Consider the following 22,793-nt stretch of genomic DNA (forward strand, 5'->3'; position numbering starts at 1 on the left):
ACGGCGCCCGCACGCGCGGGGTGCGCGCGCTGGGCGGGGCCCGTGGTTGCGGGGATCAGATCGTGGCGACGGATCCGGAGTCGACGCGGTAGTTCGAGCCGTTGACGAACGAGGCGCGGTCGGAGCAGAGGAAGGCGATCACGGCGGCGACCTCCTCGGCCTCGCCCCGGCGCTTCAGCTCCATGTACGGGCGCTCCTCGTCGAGGAAGGACGAGATCGCCTCGTCGACCGAGGTGCCCCTCTGCTCGGCGCGCTTGGACATCATCGCGTCGGTCATCGGAGTGCGGATGAACGCGGGCGAGACCGTGTTCACGAGCAGGCCCTCCTGCGCGTAGGAGCGCGAGAGGCCCTTGGCGAAGGCGAGGACGCCCGCCTTCGCGGCGCAGTAGGGCAGTTCGTCGTCGTAGGGCTGCACGGCGTCCTCGGAGGCGGTGAGCACGAGCCGGCCCCAGCCTCCGGTGCGGAGGTCGGGGAGAAACTCGCGCACGAGCCGCACAGGCCCGAGCAGGTCGACCTCGAGCGTGCTGGTCCAGCCCTCGTCGTCGATCTCGTGGAACAGGCCCTGCGCCCCCGTGACTCCGGCGCACTGCACGAGGATGTCGATCGCGCCGACCGCTCCGGCCACGCGGCGGTGCAGCTCGGCGAGCTGCTCCGTGCTGGTGACGTCGGCGGCGAAGGCGTGCAGGCGGCCCTCCGGAGCGTCGAGCCCGGCCGCGGCCCGGTCCAGCTCCGCCTGGTCCTTGTCGGTGATCACGACGGTCGCGCCCTCGGCGAGGAGGAGCTGCGCCGTGGCCAGGCCGATGCCGGAGTCGCCTCCGGTGACGAGGGCGGTGCGGCCGGTGATCCCGAGATCCATGCTGAGGTGCTCCTTGTGGGTGCGGTGCGAGGGGGTGGTACCGGTCTACGCCCCTCGGAGCCGGCCCTCAACGGGTTGCGCGGACGCCGTCGGCGGGGTTACGCGCGGCCGACCTTCTCCGGCGCCAGCTCCTCGATGGTGATGGCCGCGTTGATCAGCGCGAGGTGGCTGAGCCCCTGCGGCAGGTTGCCCCAGAAGGCCAGGTCGTCGACCGCGATCATCTCGGACATGATCCCGACGTCGTTCGGGACCGTGGCGACGAGCTCGTCCATCAGGGCGACCGACTCGTCGTGCCGACCGACGCAGGCCAGGGCGGACGCGAGCCAGAACGAGCAGGCCACGAACGGGTGCTCCTCGCCCTCCATGCCGGAGTAGCGGAACAGCAGCGCACCGCGGCCGAGCTCCTTCACCAGGGCGTCGATGGTGGAGATCATCCGCTCGCCGCGCTCGTAGCCGCTGGGCGCGTGCAGGAGCACCGAGGCGTCCAGCTCCTCGCTGCCCGGGTACATCACGTAGGAGCCGAGCTCCTCGGACCAGCAGTGCTCCTCGATCCACTCCCGGATGCGGTCGCGCTCGAAGCGCCATCGGTCGGGGCTGCCCGCGACCTGGCCGAGCTCCGCCAGGTGCACGGCCGCGTCGAGCGCCTGCCAGCAGCCCATCTTCGAGGAGGTGTAGTGCTGCTCCTCCTCCAGCTCCCACATGCCCGCATCGCGGTTCCGCCACAGGTCGCAGGTGGTGTCGGCGACGCGGGCGAGGAGCCGACCGGTCTGGATGTCGAGGACGTTGCCCTCGTCGACGTAGATGCGGCAGATGTCGAAGAGGTCGCCGAAGACGCCCAGCTGCAGCTGGCTCTGCGCTGCGTTGCCGGCGACGACCGGGCCGATGCCGGCGTAGCCCGGGACGTCGAACTCCTCCAGGACGGTCGGCATGGAGCCGTCGAGTCCGTAGAAGATGTGCAGGTCCGGCCCGTGCTCCTTGATCGTGCGGAGGAGCCAGGACAGCGCGGCGTGCGTCTCCTCGCGCAGGCCGAATCGCACCAGCGCGTGCATCGTGTACGCGGCGTCGCGCACCCAGGCGAAGCGGTAGTCCCAGTTCTTGCCGCCGTTGGGCGACTCCGGGAGCGACGTGGTCGCGGCCGCGGCGATGGCTCCCGTGGGCGAGTAGATCAGCAGCTTGAGCGCGAGGGCGCTGCGCTGGACGGCCTCGGACCACGGGCCGTCGTAGGAGAACTCCTCCGACCAGTCCTGCCAGCTGCGGATGGTGCGGTCGATGCCGCGGTCGACGTTCTTCGCGACCGGGAAGTGCAGCGGCTCGTCGTGCGTGGCCGACACGACCAGGACGTGCCGCACGGCGTCCTTCCCCGCGGTCACGACGAAGGAGCCCGTCAGCTCGTCGCCGGCGCCGGAGGGCGCGTCGTCGCCGTCGGGCCCGTGCTCCTGCCCGGTGACGCCGATGGTGATGTCTCCGGCGCGGATGAGCGAGCGGCCGTCGGCGTTCTGGATCCACGGGGAGAACCGGCCGAGTCCCGTTCCGGGACGCACGGCCCACCGCATCCGCACCTCGCCGTCGACACCGTCCACGCGGCGCGCGAGCTCGGCCCACGGGAGGCGGCCCGCGATCCCGGTGACGAGCGCGTCCGTCACACGGACGGTGCCCGACTCGGTGGTGAAGGTGGTCTCGAGGACGTTCGTGTCGCGGATGTAGGCGCGCGAGACCTCGGCGGGCTCCTCGGGGGCGAGCTCGACGCAGCCGCCGGACTCGGCGTCGATCAGGGCGGCGAAGGCGGGGGTGGAGCCGAGGTCCGGGACGGGCATCCAGTCGACGCTGCCGTCCTTCGCGATCAGGGCGACCGTGCGACCGTCTCCGATCGCGGCGTAGTCGCGCAGGGGCCTGGTCGAGCGGGATGCAGCCATCCCCTCACCGTAGGGCGCGGGCGGTGCACCGATTCGGGCTTGCGGGCGGACGGGCTTGCTTGTAGCGCCCGGTCAGGTCGTGGCGACTCCGCCGTACTCCTCGAGGCGGTCGGTGAACTCGCCGCGGTCCTCGTCCTGGAGGACCCCGTTCGCGTACCCCGCCAGGAACGCGCCCTGCGGGTCCGGCGAGAGGCCGACTCCGTCGAGCATGTCGGCGACCAGGCCGGTCGGATCGGCGTCGAGGTCGACGAGGCCCAGCTCGATAGCGGGCACGAGGTCGGCGGAGGAGCGCGCGGTGACGATCCAGAGCGCGGCCGAGGCCTCCTCGTCCGAGAGGTCGCCGTCGAGCTCGTAGCCCGCCTCCGACCACTCCTCGGGGGTGTCGGCCACCTCGACGTCGTCGAAGCCGAGGGGCGAGAGCGCTGCGGTGAAGCGGTCGACCGCCGCCTGCCTGTCGGCGTCGGTCGAGACGTCGGCGGCGGCGTACTCGGTCGCCGAGATGTAGTCGTAGAGGAGGGAGGGCCCGCCGTAGGCGTTCTGCGACTGCTCGTAGTACTCGTCGTCGGCCGAGGTCCACTCCTCGGGGACGGCGCCCTCGACGGCCGCGACGGCCTTCTCGGCACTCGCGCGCACGTCCTCCGCGGACGGCTGGCCGAGGATCGTCGCGGCGTCGCCGTCCTGGTAGCCGGGGTAGTCGTAGAGCGGATCGGACGGGTCCCCGCTGCCGAACGGGTCGTCCGTCGGGTCGCCGAACGGCTCGGACGGAGCGCTCGTCGACGCGCTGCCGGCGGCGGAGTCGAGCGCGCCGCCCACTCCGACGGCGACGAGCGTGCCGAGCACGCCGGTGTAGACGACGCCCACGAGGAGGCTCGTGCCCAGCGCGATCCAGGCGCCCCTGCCGAGCGGGCGGTGGGAGGGGACGGAGCCCTGCGTCGGGCCCGGGGCGGGCGCGGGCGGTGGGCTCATCGGCATCTGGCTCATCGCACTCCTCCGGACTCCAACGGCAGCCTCGTCAGTCTGGCACCTCGGCGGGCGCTCGGAGGAGGGACCCCGGGGGCTTGCGCGCGCGTCGCCGACCTCCTGCGCCCGGGTGGCCGCCGCGTCGCCCCGGCCGGTGGACAATGGCCGGATGGACGACGTCGTGCCCGCCTCCCCGCTCCCCTCCCTCGGCGAGATCGACGCGGGACTCCGCGTCGTCGCTCTGCCGCTGCGCACCCGCTTCCGCGGTGTGGACCACCGCGAGATCGCGCTCGTGCGCGGCCCCGAGGGCTGGACCGAGTTCTCGCCCTTCCTCGAGTACGGCGCAGAGGAGTCGGCGGCGTGGCTCCGGGCGGCGATCGACTACGGCTGGAGCGAGCAGCCGGCACCGCTGCGCGACCGCATCCCGGTGAACGCGACCATCCCGGCCGTCGCACCGCACGAGGTCGCCGCCGTGCTCGCGAGCTACCACGGCTGCCGCACGGCGAAGGTGAAGGTCGCCGAGCGCGGCCAGACGCTGGCCGACGACGTGGCCCGGGTCGTCGAGGTCCGCCGCCTGCTCGGTCCGGAGGGCCGGATCCGCGTGGACGCGAACGGCGGCTGGAACCTCGACGAGGCCGAGCACGCCGTCCACGCCCTCGCGGAGTCCGACCTCGAGTACGTCGAGCAGCCGTGCGCGAGCGTCGACGAGCTGGCGGAGCTGCGCTACCGGGTGAAGTACATGGGCATCCCGATCGCCGCCGACGAGAGCGTCCGCAAGGCCGCCGATCCACTCGCCGTCGCCCGGGCCGGAGCCGCTGACCTGCTGGTCGTGAAGGCCCAGCCGCTCGGGGGGACGCGCCGGGCGCTGGCCCTCGTCGCCGAGGCGGGGCTGCCGGCGGTGGTCTCGAGCGCGATCGACAGCTCGGTCGGACTCGCCATGGGCGCCGCCCTGGCCGCGGCGCTCCCCGAGCTGCCCTTCGACTGCGGACTCGGCACCGCGTCCCTCCTCGCCGCGGACGTCACGGAGCGGCCGCTGCGGCCGGTGGACGGCGGGATCCCCGTCGGCCGCGTGGAGGTCTCGGAGGAGCTCCTCTCCCGTCACGCCGTGTCACCGGAGCGGCTCGCCTGGTGGCGGGCGCGGCTCCGCGACTCCTACGCGCTGCTCTGATCGTCGGCGGCGGGCGCCGCGTCGGAGGAGCGGCAGAATGGGAGCGTCGGCCGCCGGTGCCCGACGCGTCCCCCACCCTCGAGCATCGGAGCACCGTGAGCGCATCGACCGTCCCCGTCTTCCTCGACTGCGACACCGGCATCGACGACTCGCTCGCCCTGGCGTACCTCCTCCGCTCGCCCCGGGCCCGCCTCGTCGGGATCAGCACGGTCAGCGGCAACACCGACGCCCGCCGGGCCGCCGTCAACAGCCTCGGCCTGCTCGCGCTGGCCGGCCGCGGCGACGTGCCGGTCGCCGTGGGGGCGCACCACTTCCTCGAGGAGGACTACGCCGGCGGATCTCCGCACGTGCACGGCGACGACGGCATCGGCGGGGTCGCGCTGCCCGAGGGCGGCGAGCCGGTCGACGAGGATCCGGCCGACCTCCTCCTCCGTCTCGCCCGCGAGCACGAGGGCGAGCTGCGGCTGGTCGCGATCGGCCCGCTGACGAATCTCGCGCTCGCCCTCCGTGCGCACCCGGAGATCGCGTCCCTCGTCCACTCGGTGACCGTGATGGGCGGAGCCGCGCTGGTCCCCGGCAACGTGACCGCCGTGGCGGAGGCCAACATCTGGCACGACCCTGCGGCCGCCGCCGAGGTCGTCGCGGCCGACTGGGATCTGACGCTCGTGCCCCTGGACGTGACCATGCGGCACCTGCTGGCGGAGGAGGACCGCGCCGTCCTGCTCGCGTCGCCCGATCCCCTCGCGCAGGCCATCGGGCAGGCGCTCGACTTCTACTTCGACTTCTATGTCGGCCACTTCGGCGAGCGCACCGCTGCCATGCACGACCCGATGGCCGCCGCGATCGCCGTCGACGCCGTCGCCCTCACCTCCGCCCCGCGCGTCCACGTCACTGTCGACGCCACCCACGGCCCCGGCCGCGGCCAGACCGTCGCCGACCTCCGCGGCATCTACCGCGGCGTCCATCCCTCCGACGCCCGCACCCGCGTCGTCCTCGCCCTCGACGCCCCTTTCGCCCCCCACCTCATCGACGTCGTCACCGCCGTCTGACCCGTCCGCCGTCGCCCCCGGCGTCCACCACCGCCACCCGACAGGCGCGGATCCGCCCGCAGCCCGTCCGTGCCTCTGTTCCCGACAAGCCCGCTCCGCGCGCTACCCGATCAGCAGGCATCGCCCCCTGCGCGTCCATCTGCGGGAACTCGACCGACTCGCTCCGCGCGTTCGCGCCACAGGATCTCGAAACGCGCGCTGCTCGCTACTCGATCAGCATGTCCCGTCGACCGCCGTCCCCCGGCCCTGCCGCGAAGCGCAGCTCATCAGAACCCGACCGCGTAGCGGAGCCCACCCGGACCCGACCGCGAAGCGGAGACCCCCGCGGCGACCGCGAAGCGGAGCCCACCCCTACCCGACCGCGAAGCGGAGGCCCCCTGCGGCGACCGCGAAGCGGAGCCGTCCTCAAAGCGTGTCCTGGTGGGCGGTCGGCGGGGCCTGGTGGGGTCGATCGCAAGGCGGAGGCGTCGGGCGTAGCGGGAGCTACGTTCGTCGCCGACAACGCCGCGAGGGGCCCCACCAGGCCCCGCCGACCCGATCGCAAGGCGGAGGGGTCGGGCGTAGCGGAGCTACGTTCGTCGCCGACAACGCCGCGAGCGGCCCCGCCAGGCCCCGCCGATCACATGCCGGTGTCGAGGCCGGAGTAGGCGTGGAGTCCCTTGAAGAACACGTTGACGACGCCGAAGTTGAACATGACGGCGGCGAAGCCGACGATGGCGAGCCAGGCGGAGGGGGTGCCGCGCCAGCCGCGGGTGGCGCGGGCGTGGATGTAGCCGGCGTAGATGGTCCAGATGATGAAGGTCCAGACCTCCTTGGTGTCCCAGCCCCAGTAGCGGCCCCAGGCCTTCTCGGCCCAGACGGCGCCGGCGATGAGCGTGAAGGTCCAGAGGATGAAGCCGAGGATCGTGACGCGGTAGGCGAGGTTCTCGAGGGTGAGGGAGCTGGGCAGGGTGCGCAGGAAGCGGAGGACCGAGCGGGGGCTGTCGCCGGAGGATTCGCGGCGGGCCTGGAGGAGCTGGGTGACCGAGAGCGCGAAGCCGAGGGCGAAGAACGCGGTGCCGAGGATCGCGACGAGCACGTGGATGACCAGCCAGTAGGACTGGAGTGCCGGCGGGAGCGGGACGACGGCGACGTAGTAGTTGACGGTCGCGATGCCGAGGAGCACCAGGACGAGGCCGGTGATGAACGCTCCGAGGAAGCGGAGGTCCCAGCGCAGCTGGACGGCGAGGAAGACGCCGATGATGATGAGCGTCCCGGTCATCGAGAACTCGTACATGTTCGCCCAGGGGACGCGGCCGGCGGCGACGCCGCGGAGGACGGTCGCGGCGAGGTGGAGCACGAAGCCGAGGAGCGTGAGCGAGAACCCGATGCGCATGGTCTTCGAGCGGGCGGGGGCGCGGTAGACCTCGTCCTCGACGCGGCTGCCGATGCGGGAGAGCGTCGCGGTGCGTCCGGAGCCTGCGGCGGCGACGGTGGCCTTGCCGCTGGCCGCGCGGTCGGCGGCGGCCGCGGAGGCGACGCGCTCCGCCTCCTGCACGACCTCGATCGACTCGCCGTCGGCCAAAGAGGCGCGGCGGGCGAGGTCGATCGCGAAGAAGACGAACGCCATGGCGTAGATGCCCATGGCGGAGGAGAGGCACAGCACCGAGTACTGCGAGAGGGTCGCGATCACCTCCTCAGGGTAATCGCTCGCCGCCCCGCCCGCCCCTTCGCGCTTGCACAGACTCGGCCCCTGCCCAGCCGGGCGGCGCCTGTGGAGGGGCCTCCGGGGCGTCCGGGAGGCGGGTCAGTCGAGCGGGGCGTGCCGGTCGGCGATCGTCCGCACGGCGCGCACCAGCTGGGGGTCCTCGCCGCGGGCGAGTCCCGCGTACTCGAGGAGGAGGCCGCCGTCGTCCTGGGCGGTCGCCTTCACCCACACGCGGCGCCGCGGGACGAACAGCGAGGTGAGGAGTCCGGCGAGCACGAGGATCGCGAAGAGCAGCACCCAGCCCTGGGTCGCGTCGTGGTGGATGTCGAACGAGGCGAAGCGCTTGACGCTGTCGGTGCCGATCCGCGTCGGGTCGGCGCCCGTGTTGTCGAAGGTCACGCTGCCGAGCCCGTTCGGGAGCTCGGCCGTGTCGCCGGGCTTGAGGGTGATCGGCGCGACGCCGGTGGTGCCGCCGGTGAGCCGGGTCAGCGAGTCGGTGTTGAGCACGTAGACGGATGTGGGCACTCCCCCGTCGAGGCCGAGGTCGCCCGCGAAGACGTTCAGCGAGAGCACGGGGTACTGCAGGTCGGGGAAGATCGAGGTCGACGCCCCGGAGGCCAGCGTGTCCTGCGTCGGGTAGAAGAAGCCGGTGAGGCCCAGCTGCTCCGAGAGCCCGTCCGGCACCTTCACGACGCCGACGGAGGTCAGGTTCGCGTCCTGCGGGAGGAACGGCACCGAGTCGGTGAAGATCGCCTGGCCCGAGGGGTCCCGGACCGTGATCGTCGGGGCGTAGCCGTTGCCGAGGAGGTAGACGTTCGTGCCGCCGATCGCCAGCGGGTCGTTGACCTTGATCGTGCGGTCCTCGGTGCCCCCGCCGCGCTCGGAGGTCGTGACGTTCGCGGTGAAGTCGACGGGCTGGCCGAGCGCCGACTGGTTCTGCTCCTCGTACTTCACGTCGAGGCTGTCGAGGGTCAGCTGGTACGGGTCGAGCTGGCTGCTGTCGAAGAAGCGGCCGGGGTTGAAGGAGTCGTAGGCCGCGAGGTTGTTCGCGAACCCCTGGGAGCCCTCGACCAGCACGCGCTGCCCGCTGTAGCCGAACCCGCCGCCCACTCCGACGGCGACGAGGATGCCGACCAGGGCGGAGTGGAAGACCAGGTTGCCGGTCTCGCGGAGGTAGCCGCGCTCGGCCGAGACGCTCGACCAGCGGCCGCGCGGGTCGTCGTAGCGCTCGACGCGGTAGCCCGCCCGGCGCAGGACGGAGTGGGCGGAGGCGACGGCCTCCTCCTCCGTCGCGCCCTCGACCTCGCGGACGGTGTAGCCGGCGAGGCGCTGCAGGCGCGCGGGCGTGCGCGGCGGCCGCGACCGCATCGCCTGGAAGTGGTGGCGCGTGCGCGGGACGATGCAGCCGATCAGGGAGATGAACAGCAGCAGGTAGATGCTCGAGAACCAGGCGGAGGTGTAGGTGTCGAACGCCTGCACCCTGTCGAGCAGGGGCGCGAGGTCGGGGTTGTCGACGAAGTACTGGGTCACGCCGTTGGGGTCGGAGGAGCGCTGCGGTACGAGCGATCCGGGGACCGCCGCGATCGCCAGCAGCAGCAGCAGGAACAGTGCCGTGCGCATGCTGGTGAGCTGCCGCCACATCCAGCGGAGCCAGCCGGTGAACCCGAGCGCCGGCTGCGTGACGGTGCCGTCGGAGTCGTAGTGGTCGGCGGGGCGGAAGGAGGCGTCCGTCCTCCGCTGCGCGGCCTCGTCGGGGCGGCGCGTGCTCTCCTCGGGCTCAGATCGCCGGCTGGAAGCCATCGATCACCGCCGAGAGGGATCCGTAGACGAGGGTGTTCCAGATGCCCGTGACCATCAGGACTCCGATCAGGACGAGGGCGGCGCCGCCGAGGATGTTGACCACGCGGATGTGGCGCTTCACGAAGGCGAGCGTGCTGGTCACCCAGCTGAAGCCGAAGGCGACGAGGAGGAAGGGGATGCCGAGGCCGAGGCAGTAGACCAGGGCGAGGAGGGCGCCGCGCCAGGGCGAGCCCACGCCGTAGCTGAGGGCGAGGATCGAGCTCAGCGTCGGGCCGAGGCAGGGCGTCCAGCCGACGCCGAAGACGATGCCGAGCAGCGGCGCTCCGATCAGCCCGGTGGCGGGACGGATCCCGGGCCTGAGCGTGCGCTGGAGGAACGAGAACTGGCCGATGAAGACGAGCCCCATCGCGATCACGACGAGCCCGAGGACGCGGGTGATCAGGTCGGTGTACTGGCGCAGCCAGAAGCCGACCGTGCCCGCCGCCGCACCGTAGAGGACGAACACCAGCGAGAATCCGAGCACGAAGAGGAGGACGCCCAGCACGACCCGGCGGCGTCCGCGGGCCGCACGCTCGTCGGCGTCGGTGAATCCGCCGACGTAGGCGAGGTAGCCGGGCACCAGCGGGAGCACGCAGGGCGACGCGAAGGACACGAGCCCGGCCAGGAGCGCGATCGGCACGGCCAGCAGGAGCTGACCGCTGACGACGATGTCGCCCACGCCGCTACTCCCCCTCGGCGAGCGTGTCGCCCACGAGGGTCGAGAGGATCGACGCCTCCTGGAGCTGGCCGAGGATGCGCGACGCGACGCGCCCCTCCCTGTCGAGGACGAGCGTCGTGGGCACGGCGTTCGGCGGGACGGTGCCGGTGAAGGCGAGCTGCACCGAAGAGTCGGTGTCGACGATGGAGGGGTAGCCGAGCCCGAAGGTCTCGGCGAAGGCGGCCGCGGTGGGGGCCTGATCGCGCACGTTGACGCCGACGAACGACACGCCCTTGTCGGCGAACTCCGTGTTCACCGTCTCGAGGTCAGCGGCCTCGGCGCGGCACGGGGCGCAGCTGGCGTACCAGAAGTTGACGACGACGACCTGCCCGGCGAGGTCGGCGGAGTCGATGGTGGCGCCGGTCTCGTCGGTGCCGGAGAAGACGATGGGGTCGTCCCGGTCGGCGGCGGCGATCTCGGTGACGGTGCCGTCCCCCGAGATGTAGCCCTTGTTGCTGCCGTTGCGGTACTGGTCGGCGAGCGGATCCTCGGAGCAGCCCGTCAGCGCGAGCGCGGCGGCCAGCGCGAGGACGCCCGCGGCGCGGAGCCGCCCCGTCCGGCGCATCAGACCGCTCCCACGTCGGTGGCCAGGCCCTGCAGGCCGGCGGCCGGGTCGGAGTAGCCGACCTCGACGAAGCCGTCGCCGCGGCGCTCGAGGGTCGTGATGCTCGAGAGCGCGCAGCGGCGCTTGCGCGGATCGTGGAAGAGGCGCTCACCGGCGAGGGCGCGGTGGACCGTCCAGATGGGGAGCTGGTGGCTGACGATCGCGGCGTCGCCCTCCTCCGTGCTCTCCCACGCCGACTCGATCGCCGCGTACATCCGCGCCGAGATGGAGAGGTACGGCTCGCCCCAGCTGGGCTCGAAGGGGTTGCGGAGCCAGGGCCAGTGCTTGGGGTTCCGCAGGGCGGAGCTGCGCGCGGCGAGGGACTTCCCCTCGAAGCGGTTGCTCGGCTCGATCACCCGCTCATCGGTGCGGATCTCGAGCTCGAACGCCTGCGAGATGGGCTGCGCGGACTCCTGCGTGCGCTGGAGCGGCGACGCGATCAGCGCCGTGACGTGGCGCCGGCGCTCGAGCAGGTCGTCGGCGGCGGAGCGGGCCATGCGGTGGCCCAGATCCGAGAGCCGGAAGTTCGGGAGTCGTCCGTAGAGGACCCGGTCGGGGTTGAACACCTCGCCGTGCCGCACGAGATGGATCTGATCGGCAACCACGAGCGTCAAGTGTACGGAACGCGGCGTGGGGGAACGCCGGGAAAAGGGTCGCCTGAGCCGGACCTGAGCGGAGCCTCAGCGCCGCGCCGAGACCGCCGCCGACAGCCGCCGCACGAGCGGTCCGGGCAGGTGCCGCACCACGGCCATCGGGACTCCGAAGCGCACCGACGGCACCGAGACGACGGAGCCGCGCGCGACGTCCCGGAGGAACTCCTCCACCACCGCGTCCGCATCGAGCCAGAGGAAGGAGGGGATGGAGGAGGTGTCCATCGCCGCCCGCTCGTGGAACTCGGTGCGCACCCAGCCCGGGCAGAGCGCGGCCGAGCGGACGCCGGTGCCGCGCAGCTCGACGGCCAGCGACTGCGCGAAGGCGGTCGCCCACGCCTTCACCGCGGAGTAGGGGCCGAGGTGCACGAAGCCCGCGACGCTCGACACCGTGAGGATCGCGCCGCGGCCGCGGGCGGTCATCGCCTCCGCCGCCGCACCCGAGAGCACGGCGACCGAGCGCACCATCACCTCGAAGGCGTGGTCCTGGGCGGCGACGTCCGGCTCGGCGAAGGTCCCGTCGATCCCGAAGCCGGCGTTGTTGACGAGGACGCGGACCGGACGGGCCGGATCGACGAGCCGCGCGCGCACGCGCTCGACCTGCTCGCGGTCGCCGAGGTCCGCGGGCAGGACCTCGACCGCCGCGGCGCCGAGGCCGCGCAGTCCGGCCGCCGCCTCCTGGAGGCGCTGCTCGCTGCGGGCGACGAGGACGAGGCTCCAGCCGCGGCGCGCGAACGCCCGGGCGAAGGCGAGGCCGATGCCGGAGGACGCGCCGGTGATCAGTGCGGTGCTCATGCTCCGACGCTACCCGTCGCCGCCCGGCGGCCCCCGAGTAGACTCCCCTACCGTGACCGACGAGACCCGCCTCCCCCGAACCACTGTCAAGAAGCTCGCCGCGCTCGAGGACGGACCCGTCCGCGTGTCCGGCTGGGTCGAGACCGTGCGCGACCAGAAGAAGGTGCAGTTCGTCGTCCTGCGCGACGAGTCCGGTGCCGTGCAGCTGGTGAACCCGGCCGTGCGCGAAGCCGTCGAGGGCGACGACGCGTCGGCTGCGCGCCTCGCGATCACCGAGGAGATCTCCGGCCTCGCCCAGGGCTCCTTCATCACCGTCACCGGCGCGCTCAAGCACGACGAGCGCGTGAAGCTCGGCGGCATCGAGGTCAAGCTCGAGACGCTCGAGGTCGTCGCCGCGTCGATCCCGGAGGCGCCGATCGCACCCGACTCCGGCATCGACAAGCGCATGGACTGGCGCTTCCTCGACCTGCGCCGTCCCGAGCAGAACCTCATCGCCCGCGTGCAGACCACGTTCGAGCACGCGCTGCGCACGTACTGGATCGAGCACGACTTCATCGAGATCCACACCCCGAAGCTCATGGCGAGCGCCTCGGAGTCGCGGGCCGAGCTCTTCGAGGTCGAGTACTTCGAGACGAAGGCCTATCTGGCGCAGAGCCCCCAGTTCTTCAAGCAGATGGCGCAGCCCGCCGGCTTCGGCAAGGTCTTCGAGGTCGGCCCCGCCTTCCGCGCCGACCCGAGCTTCACCTCGCGTCACGCGACCGAGTTCACGAGCGTCGACGCCGAGGTCTCCTGGATCGACTCGCACGAGGACGTCATGGAGCTGCACGAGCAGCTGATGGTCGCCGGCCTCACCGCCGTCGTCGAGAAGCACGGCGCCGAGGTCAAGGCGCTCTTCGACATCGACCTGACCGTCCCGACCACGCCGTTCCCGCGCATCCCGCTCGCTGAGGCCAAGCGCATCGTCGCCGAGCGCGGCTACGAGGTGCCCCGCGCCGACGACGACATGGACCCCGAGGGCGAGCGCCGCATCGCGGCCTACGTGCAGGAGGAGTTCGGGCACGACTTCGTGTTCCTCACCGACTACGCGTCGAGCATCCGGCCGTTCTACCACATGCGCCGCGAGGGCGACGGGACGATCACCAACAGCTACGACCTCATCTACAACGGCGTCGAGATCTCGACCGGAGCGCAGCGCGAGCACCGCGTCGACGTCCTCGTCGAGCAGGCCCGCGAGAAGGGCCTCGACCCGGAGGAGCTCGAGTTCTACCTCGACTTCTTCCGCTACGGCGTCCCGCCGCACGGCGGCTTCGGCATGGGCCTCTCGCGCGTGATCATGCTGATGCTGAACCAGGCGAACCTCCGCGAGGTCACCTACCTGTTCCGCGGCCCGACCCGCCTGCTGCCCTAGGCGCGCACCACGGTCGAGGGAGCCCCGAGCCGTCGAGACCGCCGCGGACGGCGGGTCCCCTCGACGGGCCGGGGTTTCCTCGCGCCAGCGGCTAGGGAGCCGGCAGCACCACGAGGTCGAGGTAGTCGGCCAGGCACGCCACCATGTCCACCGCGTCGCGCTCGAGCAGCCACTGCAGCTGCACGCCGTCCCAGAGCGCGATGATCGACGCCGCCACCCGCTCCGGATCGGACCCCTCGCGGAGGCGCCCGGCGGCCTGGAGCTCGCGCAGCTCGGCCGTGTACTCGCTGCGGAGCCGGCGGAACCGCGCGGCGAAGAAGTCGCGCCCCGGGTGCTCCTGCGTCGTCGACTCGCCGCAGAGCACGGCGTACAGCTCGATCACTCCGGGCGCCGTCTCGTTGTAGCGGGTCTGCCGCAGGATGCCGGCGACCAGCCCCTCCTCCGGGTCCGGCGGCGAGGAACCGTCGCCCGTGATCAGGTCGCGGTGCTCGAGGACCGCGAAGAGCAGGTCGGTCTTCGACGGGAAGTAGTGCAGGAGGCTCGTCTGGCTGAGCCCGACGCGGTCGGCGACCTCCTGGAGGGAGCCGCGGGCGTAGCCCCGCGCGGCGAAGACCTGGTGGGCGGCCTCGATGATGGCGCGGCGGCGCTCGGCCGACTTCGCGTACGGGCCGCGTCGCCTCGTCGCCTCCGCCATCGACCCCTCCTCCGCACTGGAGGCGCCCCGCCGTGCCCCTCGAACGGCCAGCGTAGCGGCGGCGGAGGAGCAGTGCCGCCAATTTCGAGTACCTACTCGAATTCGTGGTAGCGTCCCGATCATCGCCGGGTGAGACTCCCCGGCTCTCCACCACGACGAAGTGAGGGAAGATGCATCCGTTCACCCGGAGACAGCTCATCGCCGCCGGTCTCGGCACCGCGGCACTCGGGAGCCTGACGGCCTGCGCGACACCGGGCACCGTCTCGGTCAACACGGCGCCGACGATCGCCCCGGCCACCAGCCCGGTCCGCCTGCAGTACTGGGGCTGGCTGAAGGACCTGCAGAAGGTCTGCGACGTCTGGAACGCCTCGCACCCCGAGATCCAGGTCGAGGCCGTCTGGATCCCCGGCGGCAACGCGGGCGGGTACCAGAAGCTCTACTCGGCCCTCGCCGCGGGCGGCGGGCCGGACCTCGGCCAGGTCGAGATTCGCTCCGTCCCCGAGTTCATGCTCGTCAACGGCCTGGTCGACCTCACCCGGTACGGCGTCGAGCAGTACCGCGACCTGTACGACCCCACGCTCTGGGGCCAGGTCAGCTACACGGGCGGCGTCTACGGCATCCCGCAGGACAGCGGCCCGATGGCGCTCTTCTACCAGCCCGAGGTGTTCGGGAAGGTGGGTGCGGAGCCGCCGACGACCTGGGACGACTGGGCAGCGGTGGCGACGGAGCTGCGCGGAGCCGGCTCCTACATCGACTGCTTCCCCCTCGCCGACGCCTCGGTCTTCGCCGCGTTCGCGACGCAGGCCGGCGCGCAGTGGCTGCGCCCGGAGGAGGACGGCTGGGTCATCGACATGACCGACGACGCCACGACGCGCGTCGCCTCCTTCTTCGACACGGCCATCGACCAGGACCTGGTGCAGACCGGCTACGGCGCCTACTCCCCCGCGTGGTTCGCGGCCGCGGCGAAGGGCGGCATCGCCTCCTGCGCCACCGGCAGCTGGGGCGACGCCCTGATCGAGGGGGTCAGCGGAGGCGCGGGCAAGTGGCGCGCTGCTCCCATGCCCGTCTGGGGCGACACCGGCTTCGGCTCGAGCTTCCTCGGCGGATCGACCGCGGCGGTGTTCTCGAGCAGCAAGCACCCGGAGGAGGCGATCGAGTTCGCCGTCTGGATGACCACCACGCAGGAGGGCATCGACGCGATGATCGCCAACAGCGGCATCGGCTGGTCTCCCGCGGTCGGCGAGATCGGCACGGCCCGCAAGGGTCCGAGCGACTTCTTCAGCGGGCAGAACTACAACGAGGACGTCCTCGTGCCCGCATCGAAGGAGCAGAACCCGGACTGGTCCTGGTGGCCCGTCACGCAGCAGTCCTTCAACATCCTCAGCGACGGCTTCCGGAAGAAGGCGTCCGGGCTCTCGCTCGTGGACGCGGTCGCCGAGGCGGAGCAGAAGATCATCACGGTCTTCGAGAACAAGGGCCTGAGCATCAGGAGGGCCTCCGCATGACCACCACGACCTCCCCCGCCGCCGCGGTCGCGGCCACCACGCGGACGCCGGGCGCGCCCCGGCGCAGCCGCGCGGTCGCCCGCGCCCCGTGGATCCTCCTCGGACCCTTCCTGGCCCTGTTCGTCCTCACGTTCATCGTCCCGATCGTCGTCGCCGTCGGCTCCAGCTTCACGAAGGTGACGCGCTCCGGCCTCTTCGGCGAGGCCGGGGTCACCAGCGGGTTCGCGGGCTTCGACAACTACGCGCAGGCCCTCGCCGACGGCAACTTCATCGCCTCCATCGGGCGGATGTTCCTCTTCGGCATCGTCCAGGTGCCGGTGATGATCGCCCTCTGCACCGTCCTCGCGCTGATGCTCGAGTCGGCGTCGGCGAAGTTCCCCGGCTTCTTCCGGGCGGCCTACTTCCTCCCTTACGGAGTGCCCGGAGTCATCGCGACGATCCTGTGGTCGTTCCTCTACGTGCCCGGCCTCAGCCCGCTCATCGACGCGGCGAACATGGTCGGGCTCCAGCCCGACTTCCTCGGTGCGGACACGGTGCTCTGGTCGATCGCGAACATCTCGCTCTGGAGCTACACCGGCTACAACATGCTGATCATCGTCGCCCAGCTCAAGGCGATCCCGGTCGAGCTCTACGAGGCGGCGAAGGTCGACGGCGCCTCCACCTGGCGCGTCGCCCGCAGCATCCAGCTGCCGCTCATCCGCCCCGCGCTGGTGCTGACGACGATCTTCTCGATCATCGGCACGCTCCAGCTGTTCGCCGAGGCGCAGGTGCTGAAGACGGTCGCTCCGGCGATCGACAGCCAGTACACGCCGAACCTCAGCGCGTACACCACGGCCTTCGCCTACAACGACTACAACGTCGCCGCCGCCCAGGCCGTCCTGATCGCGCTGGTCGCGTTCCTGCTCTCCTTCACGTTCCTCTCGATCTCGAACAGGAGGTCGTCATGAGCCGCACCGAGACGCCGCCGACCACGACCACCGGAGTCGTCACCGCCGACCGCCCCGTGAAGGCCGGACGCGGGCCCGACCGTTCGGCCGGCCGCAACCGCGCCTCGACCATCATCGTCACCGCGATCCTCGTCGTCGTGGCGGTCTACTTCCTCATTCCCGTCTACTGGGTCGTCGTCGCGGCGACCAAGACCACCGAGGACCTCTTCGCCACCTACGGCTTCTGGTTCGCCCCGACGTTCGCGCTCTGGGACAACCTGACGCAGGTGCTGACCTACGGCGACGGCATCTTCGTCCGCTGGTTCCTCAACTCCGTCCTCTACGCCGGAGTGGGCGCCCTGCTCGCGACCTACCTCGCCGCGGCGGGCGGCTACGCGCTGGCCAAGTACGAGTTCCGCGGCAGCAGGCTCGTGTTCGGGACGATCCTCGCGGGCGTCCTGGTGCCGGGCACCGCGACCGCTCTGCCGCTGTTCCTGCTCTTCAGCCAGATGGGCATCGCGAACACCTACTGGAGCGTGCTGATCCCCTCGCTCGTCTCGCCGTTCGGGCTGTTCCTCTGCCGGATCTACGCTCAGGCGACCGTGGACACCGCGATCATCGAGGCGGCGCGCATCGACGGCGCCGGGGAGCTGCGGATCTTCCACACGCTCGGGCTGCGCATCCTGACTCCCGCGCTGGTCACCGTGTTCCTCTTCCAGCTGGTCGGGATCTGGAACAACTACTTCCTGCCCCTGGTGATGCTCTCGGACACGAACCTGTTCCCGATCACACTGGGACTGAACAACTGGCTCGGACAGGTCGACCGCCTGCCCGAGTTCTACGAGCTGACGACCGGCGGCGTCCTGCTGTCGATCATCCCGCTCGCCATCGCCATGATCGTGCTGCAGCGCTTCTGGCGCGGCGGCCTGACGGAAGGCTCTGTGAAGTGACGACTCCCCCGACGACCTCCCACTACCTGACGGACACCGGACCGGGCTCCGGCCGCCGCCGGGCCCCCCGCTCGTGGCTGCACACCGACGCCCCGGCGCTCCCGCTGGACGGGGAGTGGCGCTTCCGCCTGCTCCCCGCCGCTCCGGGGACCCCGGGCGGCGCCGGCGTGCTGCCGGAGGGCGAGGGCGTGGACGCCGTCGGGGACGAGTCGTTCGACGACTCCGGCTGGGACCTGATGCCGGTGCCCTCGCACTGGGTGCTGCAGGGCGACGGGCGCTACGGATTGCCGGCCTACACGAACGTGCAGTTCCCGTTCCCGACCGAGCCGCCGTTCGTTCCGGACGCGAACCCGACGGGCGACTACCGCCGCACCGTCGTGGTCCCGGAGGAGTGGGACTCCGCCGAGGCGGTCGTCCTGCGCTTCGACGGGGTCGAGTCGCGGTACCGCGTCTGGGTCAACGGCGTCGAGATCGGCATCGGCTCCGGCAGCCGGCTCGCGCAGGAGTTCGACGTCACCGGCGTCGTCCGCCCGGGCGAGAACCTCGTCGTGGTCCGCGTGCACCAGTGGTCGGCCTCGAGCTACGTGGAGGACCAGGACCAGTGGTGGCTGCCGGGGATCTTCCGCTCGGTGCACCTGCTCGCGCGCCCCGTCGGCGGGATCGAGGACGTGTGGCTGCGCTCCTCCTTCGCCGGCGGCGCGGGCCGGATCGAGGCGGAGGTGACCGCCGCGGCCGACGCGTTCCCGCTGACGCTGCGCGTGCCCGGGCTCGGGATCGAGACGGTCTGGGCCTCGGCGGAGGAGATCGCCGCGATCGAGGTCCCCGAGGTCGAGCCGTGGTCGGCGGAGGCTCCGCGCCTCTACGACGCGACGCTCGCCTCCGCCGGTGAGACGGTCTCGCTGCGGCTCGGCTTCCGCACGGTCGAGATCCGCGGCGACCGCTTCCTGGTCAACGGCGAGCGCGTCGTCTTCCACGGCGTCAACCGCCACGAGACGCACCCCGACCGCGGTCGAGCGTTCGACGAGGACTCCGCCCGCGAGGACCTCGCGATGATGAAGCGCTTCAACGTGAACGCCATCCGCACCAGCCACTACCCGCCGCATCCCCGTCTGCTCGATCTCGCCGACGAGCTCGGCTTCTGGGTGGTCCTCGAGTGCGATCTCGAGACCCACGGCTTCGAGCGGGTCGGCTGGGCGGGCAACCCCAGCGACGACCCCGCCTGGCGCGAGGCCTACCTCGACCGCATCGAGCGGACCGTCGAGCGCGACAAGAACCACCCGAGCATCGTGCTCTGGTCCCTCGGCAACGAGGCGGGCACCGGCGCGAACCTGGCCGCGATGTCCGCCTGGGTGCACGGCCGCGACCCCGAGCGCCCCGTCCACTACGAGGGCGACTACACCGGCGCGTACACCGACGTGTACTCGCGGATGTACTCCTCGATCCCCGAGACCGAGCGGATCGGCACCGACGGCTCACTCACTCCGCTGCTCGGCTGCTCCCCCGGCGAGTCCGCTCGGCAGCGATCCAAGCCCTTCCTGCTCTGCGAGTACGTGCACGCGATGGGCAACGGCCCGGGAGCGATCGACCAGTACGAGGACCTCGTCGACCGCTTCCCGCGGCTGCACGGCGGCTTCGTCTGGGAGTGGCGCGACCACGGCCTGCGGGCGCGCACGCCGGAGGGCGTCGAGTACTACGCGTACGGCGGCGACTTCGGCGAGGTGGTGCACGACGGCAACTTCGTGATGGACGGCATGGTGCTCTCCGACGGCACGCCCAGCCCGGGCCTGTTCGAGTGGAAGCAGATCGTCGCCCCGGTGCGCCTCACGGTCCGCGGCGACGGCGTCGTCATCGAGAACCGCCGGCACGACGCCTCCACCGCCGATCTGCGCTTCGCGTGGCGGGTCGAGCGGGACGGGCGGGTCACCGCGGAGGGAGTGCTCGACGCCCCGGTCATCGCGGCCGGCGACGCCGTGCACGTGGAGCTCCCCCCGCTCGAGGTGCGCCCCGGCGGCGAGACCTGGCTCACCGTCGACGCGGTCCTCGACGCCCCGACCGCGTGGGCGGAGGAGGGCCACGTGCTCTCCACCGGTCAGCACCTCCTCGCCGCCCCGTCGGCGGTGCCCGCGTGGACCCGCGCCGTCCGCGCCGCTCCGCCCCTCGAGGGCGGCGCGCTCGGAGTCGCGCGGTTCCGCGACGGCCGGCTCGCCTCCCTCGCCGGCCTGCCCGTCGACGGACCGCGCGCCGAGCTCTGGCGCGCCCCGACCGACAACGACGAGGGCGCGGGCTTCCCCGGCTACGTCACCGGCGACCCGTACGACGGCGACGGCCGCGGGACCCCTGCCCCGTCCTCCGCCGCCCGCTGGCGCGAGGCCGGCCTCGACCGCCTGGTCGGCCGCGTGCAGGAGGTCGACTCCTCCGCCGGGCTCCGCCGCGTGACCCGCTTCTCGGCCGCGGACCTCGATGCGGGACTCCTGATGGAGGAGCGCTGGAGCGTCGACGGGGAGAGCACGGTCCTCCGCGTCGACCTCGTGCCGACCCGGGGCTGGGACTCCGTCTGGCCGCGGCTGGGCATCCGGATCGACATGCCCGCGTCGATCGACGGCGCGGAGTGGTTCGGCACCGGCCCGCTCGAGTCCTACCCCGACAGCCTCCGGGCCGCGCGGGTGGGGCGCTTCACGGCGGAGATGGACCGGCTGACGACTCCGTACGCCCGCCCGCAGGAGAGCGGTCACCGCAGCAGCGTGCGCGAGCTGACGCTGACGGAGGCGGGCTCGCCCCGGCTCCGCATCGAAGCCGGGCGCGACCTGCACGGGCGCCTCCCCGGCTTCACCCTGGCGAGGCACACGCCGCAGGAGATCACGGCCGCCGCGCACCCGCACGAGCTGCCGGCGTCGGAGCGCGCGGTCCTCGTGATCGACGCCGCCCAGCACGGCCTGGGCTCCCGTGCGTGTGGTCCGGACGTGTGGCCCGACTTCCAGCTGCGGCCGGAGGCACGGACGATCCTCCTCCGCTTCACCGCGGCCGGCTGAGCGCCGGGAGAGGACGAGGGAAGGCCCGCGGGATCGCGTCCCGCGGGCCTTCCCTCGTCCTCGGGACGCGTCAGTCGCTCTGCGTGCGCGGCAGCGGTCCGCCGATGAAGAGGTCCGTGTTCATGCGCCGGCGGCGCATCACGACCAGGACGGCCGCGCAGGCGAGGAGCGACGCGGCGACCGCACCGCCGCCGATCATCAGCGCGGTGGTCGGCGTGATGCCGGCCGGTCCCGCCGAGGCGGCCGTGCTGAGGAAGGCGGTGCGCGCGGCGCTGATCGCGGTGCCGCAGACCTGCTGCGCCTCCCACGGTGCGGCCGTGGTGTCGCTGTCACGGTAGGAGACGGTCACGGCTGCCGTGCGGTGCGACTCGCGACCGAAGGCGACGACGCAGTAGACGGAGGGGTCGGGGTCGGCGACGACCGCGTCGCCCAGCGCCAGCTCGGCCCAGCCGATGGAGTCGGACTGCACGGCGACGTCGCCGGCGGCCAGGTCGGCGCGGGCCCCGGAGGTCTCGAAGGCGCCCACGGCGACCTCCTCGTCGGCGTCGAAGCCCCAGACGGCGCCGCGGGGCGCCTCGGTGCTGCCGTCGCCGAGCTCGCGCGGCTCGAGCAGGAGGCCGTTGCCGGTGGAGGGCGCGAGCCGGAAGACGACCTTGGCGGCGGAGCCCTGGTCGCCCGTGAGGTCGACCGTGAAGGCGCCCGACTTGGTGATCAGCGCGGTCGGCACGGTCGCGGTGCCGCTCCCCGCCTCGAGGGTCAGCGGGGTCTTGGTGCCGTTCGGGTCGCGGAGGACCGCGGAGACGGCCTCGCCGCTGGCGAAGCCGGTGTACGAGAAGCCGACGCCGTAGAAGCGGGCGAGCTCGACGGTGAGCGCCTCCGGCTGCACGGCGAGCTCGCGGGTGAGGAAGACGTCCGCGGTCGCGGCACCGGCCGCCGGCTTCGCGCCCTCGGTCGAGGTGCCGAGCTCGGTGCGTCCGGGGGCCGACGCCGCCGGAGTGACGGCGCCCGCACCGGAGGAGCCGGCGGTGCCGGACGTGGTGGTGCCGGAGGTGGTGCCGCCGCCGGAGGTGCCGCCGGACGTCGCTCCGCCGGTGGTGCCGCCGCCGGAGCCGGAGCCGCCGGAGGACGATCCGCCGCCGGTGGAGGGCTGGCCGCCGCCGGAGCCGCCCTGCTGGCCGCCGCCGCCAGTGGATCCGCCGCCAGTGGATCCGCCGCCGGTGGAGGGCTGGCTCGGCTGCTGGGGCGCGGGGTCGACCGGTGCCGGATCGACCGGCGCGGGGTCCACGGGCGCGGGGTCGACGGGAGCGGGCTGCTCGGGTTCTGCCGGCTCCTCGGGCACTCCGGGAACGGACGGCTCCTCGGGGACGCCGGGAACGGGGTCGGAGCCGCCGTCGCCCGGCTGCTCGGGATCCTCCGGCACGCCGGGGATGGTCGTCGCGGCCGGCTGCTCGACCGTGGTCGAGACCGTCGAGGCGGAGGGTGCCGCGACGGCCGCTCCGGGGAGGGCCAGGCCGAGCACGAGCGCCGCGAGAGCGGCGGCGGGCAGGGCGAGTCGGCGGGATGACGGCATGGCGGTTCCTTCCTCCACGGGCGACGATCTGCGTCCGCGCACGGAGGAGCGCACTCCCCCCTCACGAGGGTAAGGGCGAGAGGCGAGCTATCGCGAGCCGTCCCGTCCCCCGTCAGAGGGACGTCGCGGTCGTGCTTCCGTCCGGACGGCCCGGTCGAAGCTCACCTGCGATCGAGGAGGGCCCGCCGGAGCCGCACGGGATCGACCCGCCAGAAGGTGTGCACGCGCCCGTCGATCAGCACCACCGGGATCTCCTCGACGAAGCGCTCGTGCAGCTCGGGATCGTCGAGGATCGACACCTCCGAGACGGCGACCGACGCCTCGGCGCCCAGGTCGGCGACCACCTGCTCCACCACGGTCCGCGCGTCGTCGCAGAGATGACAGCCCGGCTTGCCCACGAGCGTCAGCTCCACGTCCACCATGCGGTCAGTGTACGGCGGCCCCGGCGACGGGCGCCGAGACGGCGAGCGCC

19 protein-coding genes are annotated in these 22,793 nt (G+C 72.5%); 7 read left to right on the forward strand and 12 right to left on the reverse strand.

Annotated elements, in window-relative coordinates:
- Nucleotides 1-55: 55 nt before the first annotated feature.
- The 3 genes from GTU71_RS08975 to GTU71_RS08985 all read right to left on the reverse strand — a co-directional run bounded on the left by GTU71_RS08975 (nucleotide 56) and on the right by GTU71_RS08985 (nucleotide 3,750).
- A complete protein-coding gene (locus GTU71_RS08975; RefSeq protein ID WP_104266734.1) occupies nucleotides 56-856 on the reverse strand; it encodes an SDR family oxidoreductase in 801 nt (266 codons plus the stop codon).
- Nucleotides 857-954: 98 nt separating this feature from the next.
- Nucleotides 955-2,769 (reverse strand): glycoside hydrolase family 15 protein, encoded by a 1,815-nt coding sequence (locus GTU71_RS08980; protein ID WP_159939707.1) that lies wholly within the window; start codon nucleotides 2,767-2,769, stop codon nucleotides 955-957.
- A gap of 72 nt (nucleotides 2,770-2,841) precedes the next feature.
- Nucleotides 2,842-3,750 (reverse strand): hypothetical protein, encoded by a 909-nt coding sequence (locus GTU71_RS08985; RefSeq protein ID WP_104233420.1) that lies wholly within the window; start codon nucleotides 3,748-3,750, stop codon nucleotides 2,842-2,844.
- Nucleotides 3,751-3,898: 148 nt separating this feature from the next.
- Here GTU71_RS08985 and GTU71_RS08990 point away from each other — a divergent pair, with 148 nt between their 5' ends.
- Nucleotides 3,899-4,897, forward strand: coding sequence for an o-succinylbenzoate synthase (locus tag GTU71_RS08990; protein WP_104247928.1), 999 nt, complete (start codon nucleotides 3,899-3,901; stop codon nucleotides 4,895-4,897).
- A gap of 95 nt (nucleotides 4,898-4,992) precedes the next feature.
- Complete coding sequence (locus tag GTU71_RS08995) at nucleotides 4,993-5,946, forward strand: nucleoside hydrolase (RefSeq protein WP_159939708.1); 954 nt, start codon at nucleotides 4,993-4,995, stop codon at nucleotides 5,944-5,946.
- 619 nt (nucleotides 5,947-6,565) lie between these two features.
- Here GTU71_RS08995 and ccsB read toward each other — a convergent pair.
- The 6 genes from ccsB to GTU71_RS09025 form a co-directional block, all read right to left on the reverse strand.
- Entirely contained in the window at nucleotides 6,566-7,570 is a 1,005-nt protein-coding gene (gene ccsB / locus GTU71_RS09000; RefSeq protein WP_104249832.1) for a c-type cytochrome biogenesis protein CcsB, read from the reverse strand.
- Between the two features lie 162 nt (nucleotides 7,571-7,732).
- The gene (locus GTU71_RS09005; protein ID WP_159939709.1) at nucleotides 7,733-9,433 is read right to left on the reverse strand and encodes a cytochrome c biogenesis protein ResB; all 1,701 of its coding nucleotides are present in this window, start codon (nucleotides 9,431-9,433) and stop codon (nucleotides 7,733-7,735) included.
- Nucleotides 9,411-10,151 (reverse strand): cytochrome c biogenesis protein CcdA, encoded by a 741-nt coding sequence (locus GTU71_RS09010; RefSeq protein ID WP_244230512.1) that lies wholly within the window; start codon nucleotides 10,149-10,151, stop codon nucleotides 9,411-9,413. Before GTU71_RS09010 ends, GTU71_RS09005 begins: the two co-directional genes overlap by 23 nt.
- Nucleotides 10,152-10,155: 4 nt before the next feature.
- The gene (locus GTU71_RS09015) at nucleotides 10,156-10,755 is read right to left on the reverse strand and encodes a TlpA disulfide reductase family protein (protein ID WP_104249773.1); all 600 of its coding nucleotides are present in this window, start codon (nucleotides 10,753-10,755) and stop codon (nucleotides 10,156-10,158) included.
- Nucleotides 10,755-11,399: a histidine phosphatase family protein gene (locus GTU71_RS09020; RefSeq protein WP_104224864.1), complete on the reverse strand. Its 645-nt coding sequence runs from the start codon at nucleotides 11,397-11,399 to the stop codon at nucleotides 10,755-10,757. The genes GTU71_RS09015 and GTU71_RS09020 overlap by 1 nt, the downstream gene beginning before the upstream one ends.
- Before the next feature lie 75 nt (nucleotides 11,400-11,474).
- The gene (locus GTU71_RS09025; protein ID WP_159939710.1) at nucleotides 11,475-12,239 is read right to left on the reverse strand and encodes an SDR family NAD(P)-dependent oxidoreductase; all 765 of its coding nucleotides are present in this window, start codon (nucleotides 12,237-12,239) and stop codon (nucleotides 11,475-11,477) included.
- Nucleotides 12,240-12,291: 52 nt separating this feature from the next.
- On the opposite strand from GTU71_RS09025, the gene aspS reads away from it, so the two are divergent.
- Nucleotides 12,292-13,647, forward strand: a complete 1,356-nt coding sequence (gene aspS, locus GTU71_RS09030) for an aspartate--tRNA(Asn) ligase (RefSeq protein WP_244229585.1) — start codon at nucleotides 12,292-12,294, stop codon at nucleotides 13,645-13,647.
- Nucleotides 13,648-13,738: 91 nt separating this feature from the next.
- Here aspS and GTU71_RS09035 read toward each other — a convergent pair whose 3' ends face one another.
- Nucleotides 13,739-14,341, reverse strand: a complete 603-nt coding sequence (locus tag GTU71_RS09035; RefSeq protein ID WP_244230513.1) for a TetR/AcrR family transcriptional regulator — start codon at nucleotides 14,339-14,341, stop codon at nucleotides 13,739-13,741.
- Nucleotides 14,342-14,511: 170 nt separating this feature from the next.
- Between GTU71_RS09035 and GTU71_RS09040 the strand changes: the two genes are divergently transcribed.
- From GTU71_RS09040 to GTU71_RS09055, 4 genes are read left to right on the forward strand one after another with little or no spacing between them, the layout of a single operon-like run.
- On the forward strand, nucleotides 14,512-15,846 hold the full coding sequence (locus GTU71_RS09040; RefSeq protein WP_159939711.1) for an extracellular solute-binding protein: 1,335 nt from the start codon (nucleotides 14,512-14,514) through the stop codon (nucleotides 15,844-15,846).
- Nucleotides 15,843-16,793 (forward strand): sugar ABC transporter permease, encoded by a 951-nt coding sequence (locus GTU71_RS09045; RefSeq protein WP_159939712.1) that lies wholly within the window; start codon nucleotides 15,843-15,845, stop codon nucleotides 16,791-16,793. The genes GTU71_RS09040 and GTU71_RS09045 overlap by 4 nt, the downstream gene beginning before the upstream one ends.
- Nucleotides 16,790-17,722 carry a carbohydrate ABC transporter permease gene (locus GTU71_RS09050; RefSeq protein WP_104225919.1) on the forward strand — a complete coding sequence of 311 codons (933 nt, stop codon included), beginning with the start codon at nucleotides 16,790-16,792 and terminating at the stop codon, nucleotides 17,720-17,722. Before GTU71_RS09045 ends, GTU71_RS09050 begins: the two co-directional genes overlap by 4 nt.
- Nucleotides 17,719-20,751 carry a glycoside hydrolase family 2 TIM barrel-domain containing protein gene (locus GTU71_RS09055; protein ID WP_208543568.1) on the forward strand — a complete coding sequence of 1,011 codons (3,033 nt, stop codon included), beginning with the start codon at nucleotides 17,719-17,721 and terminating at the stop codon, nucleotides 20,749-20,751. The genes GTU71_RS09050 and GTU71_RS09055 overlap by 4 nt, the downstream gene beginning before the upstream one ends.
- Before the next feature lie 70 nt (nucleotides 20,752-20,821).
- Here the strand turns inward: GTU71_RS09055 and GTU71_RS09060 are convergent, their stop codons facing one another.
- Entirely contained in the window at nucleotides 20,822-22,321 is a 1,500-nt protein-coding gene (locus GTU71_RS09060; protein ID WP_159939713.1) for a hypothetical protein, read from the reverse strand.
- Nucleotides 22,322-22,482: 161 nt separating this feature from the next.
- Nucleotides 22,483-22,743, reverse strand: a complete 261-nt coding sequence (locus GTU71_RS09065; RefSeq protein WP_159939714.1) for a glutaredoxin family protein — start codon at nucleotides 22,741-22,743, stop codon at nucleotides 22,483-22,485.
- Nucleotides 22,744-22,793 lie beyond the last annotated feature (50 nt).

This window comes from Rathayibacter sp. VKM Ac-2762 (assembly GCF_009866585.1).
In the GTDB taxonomy this organism is placed as follows: domain Bacteria; phylum Actinomycetota; class Actinomycetes; order Actinomycetales; family Microbacteriaceae; genus Rathayibacter.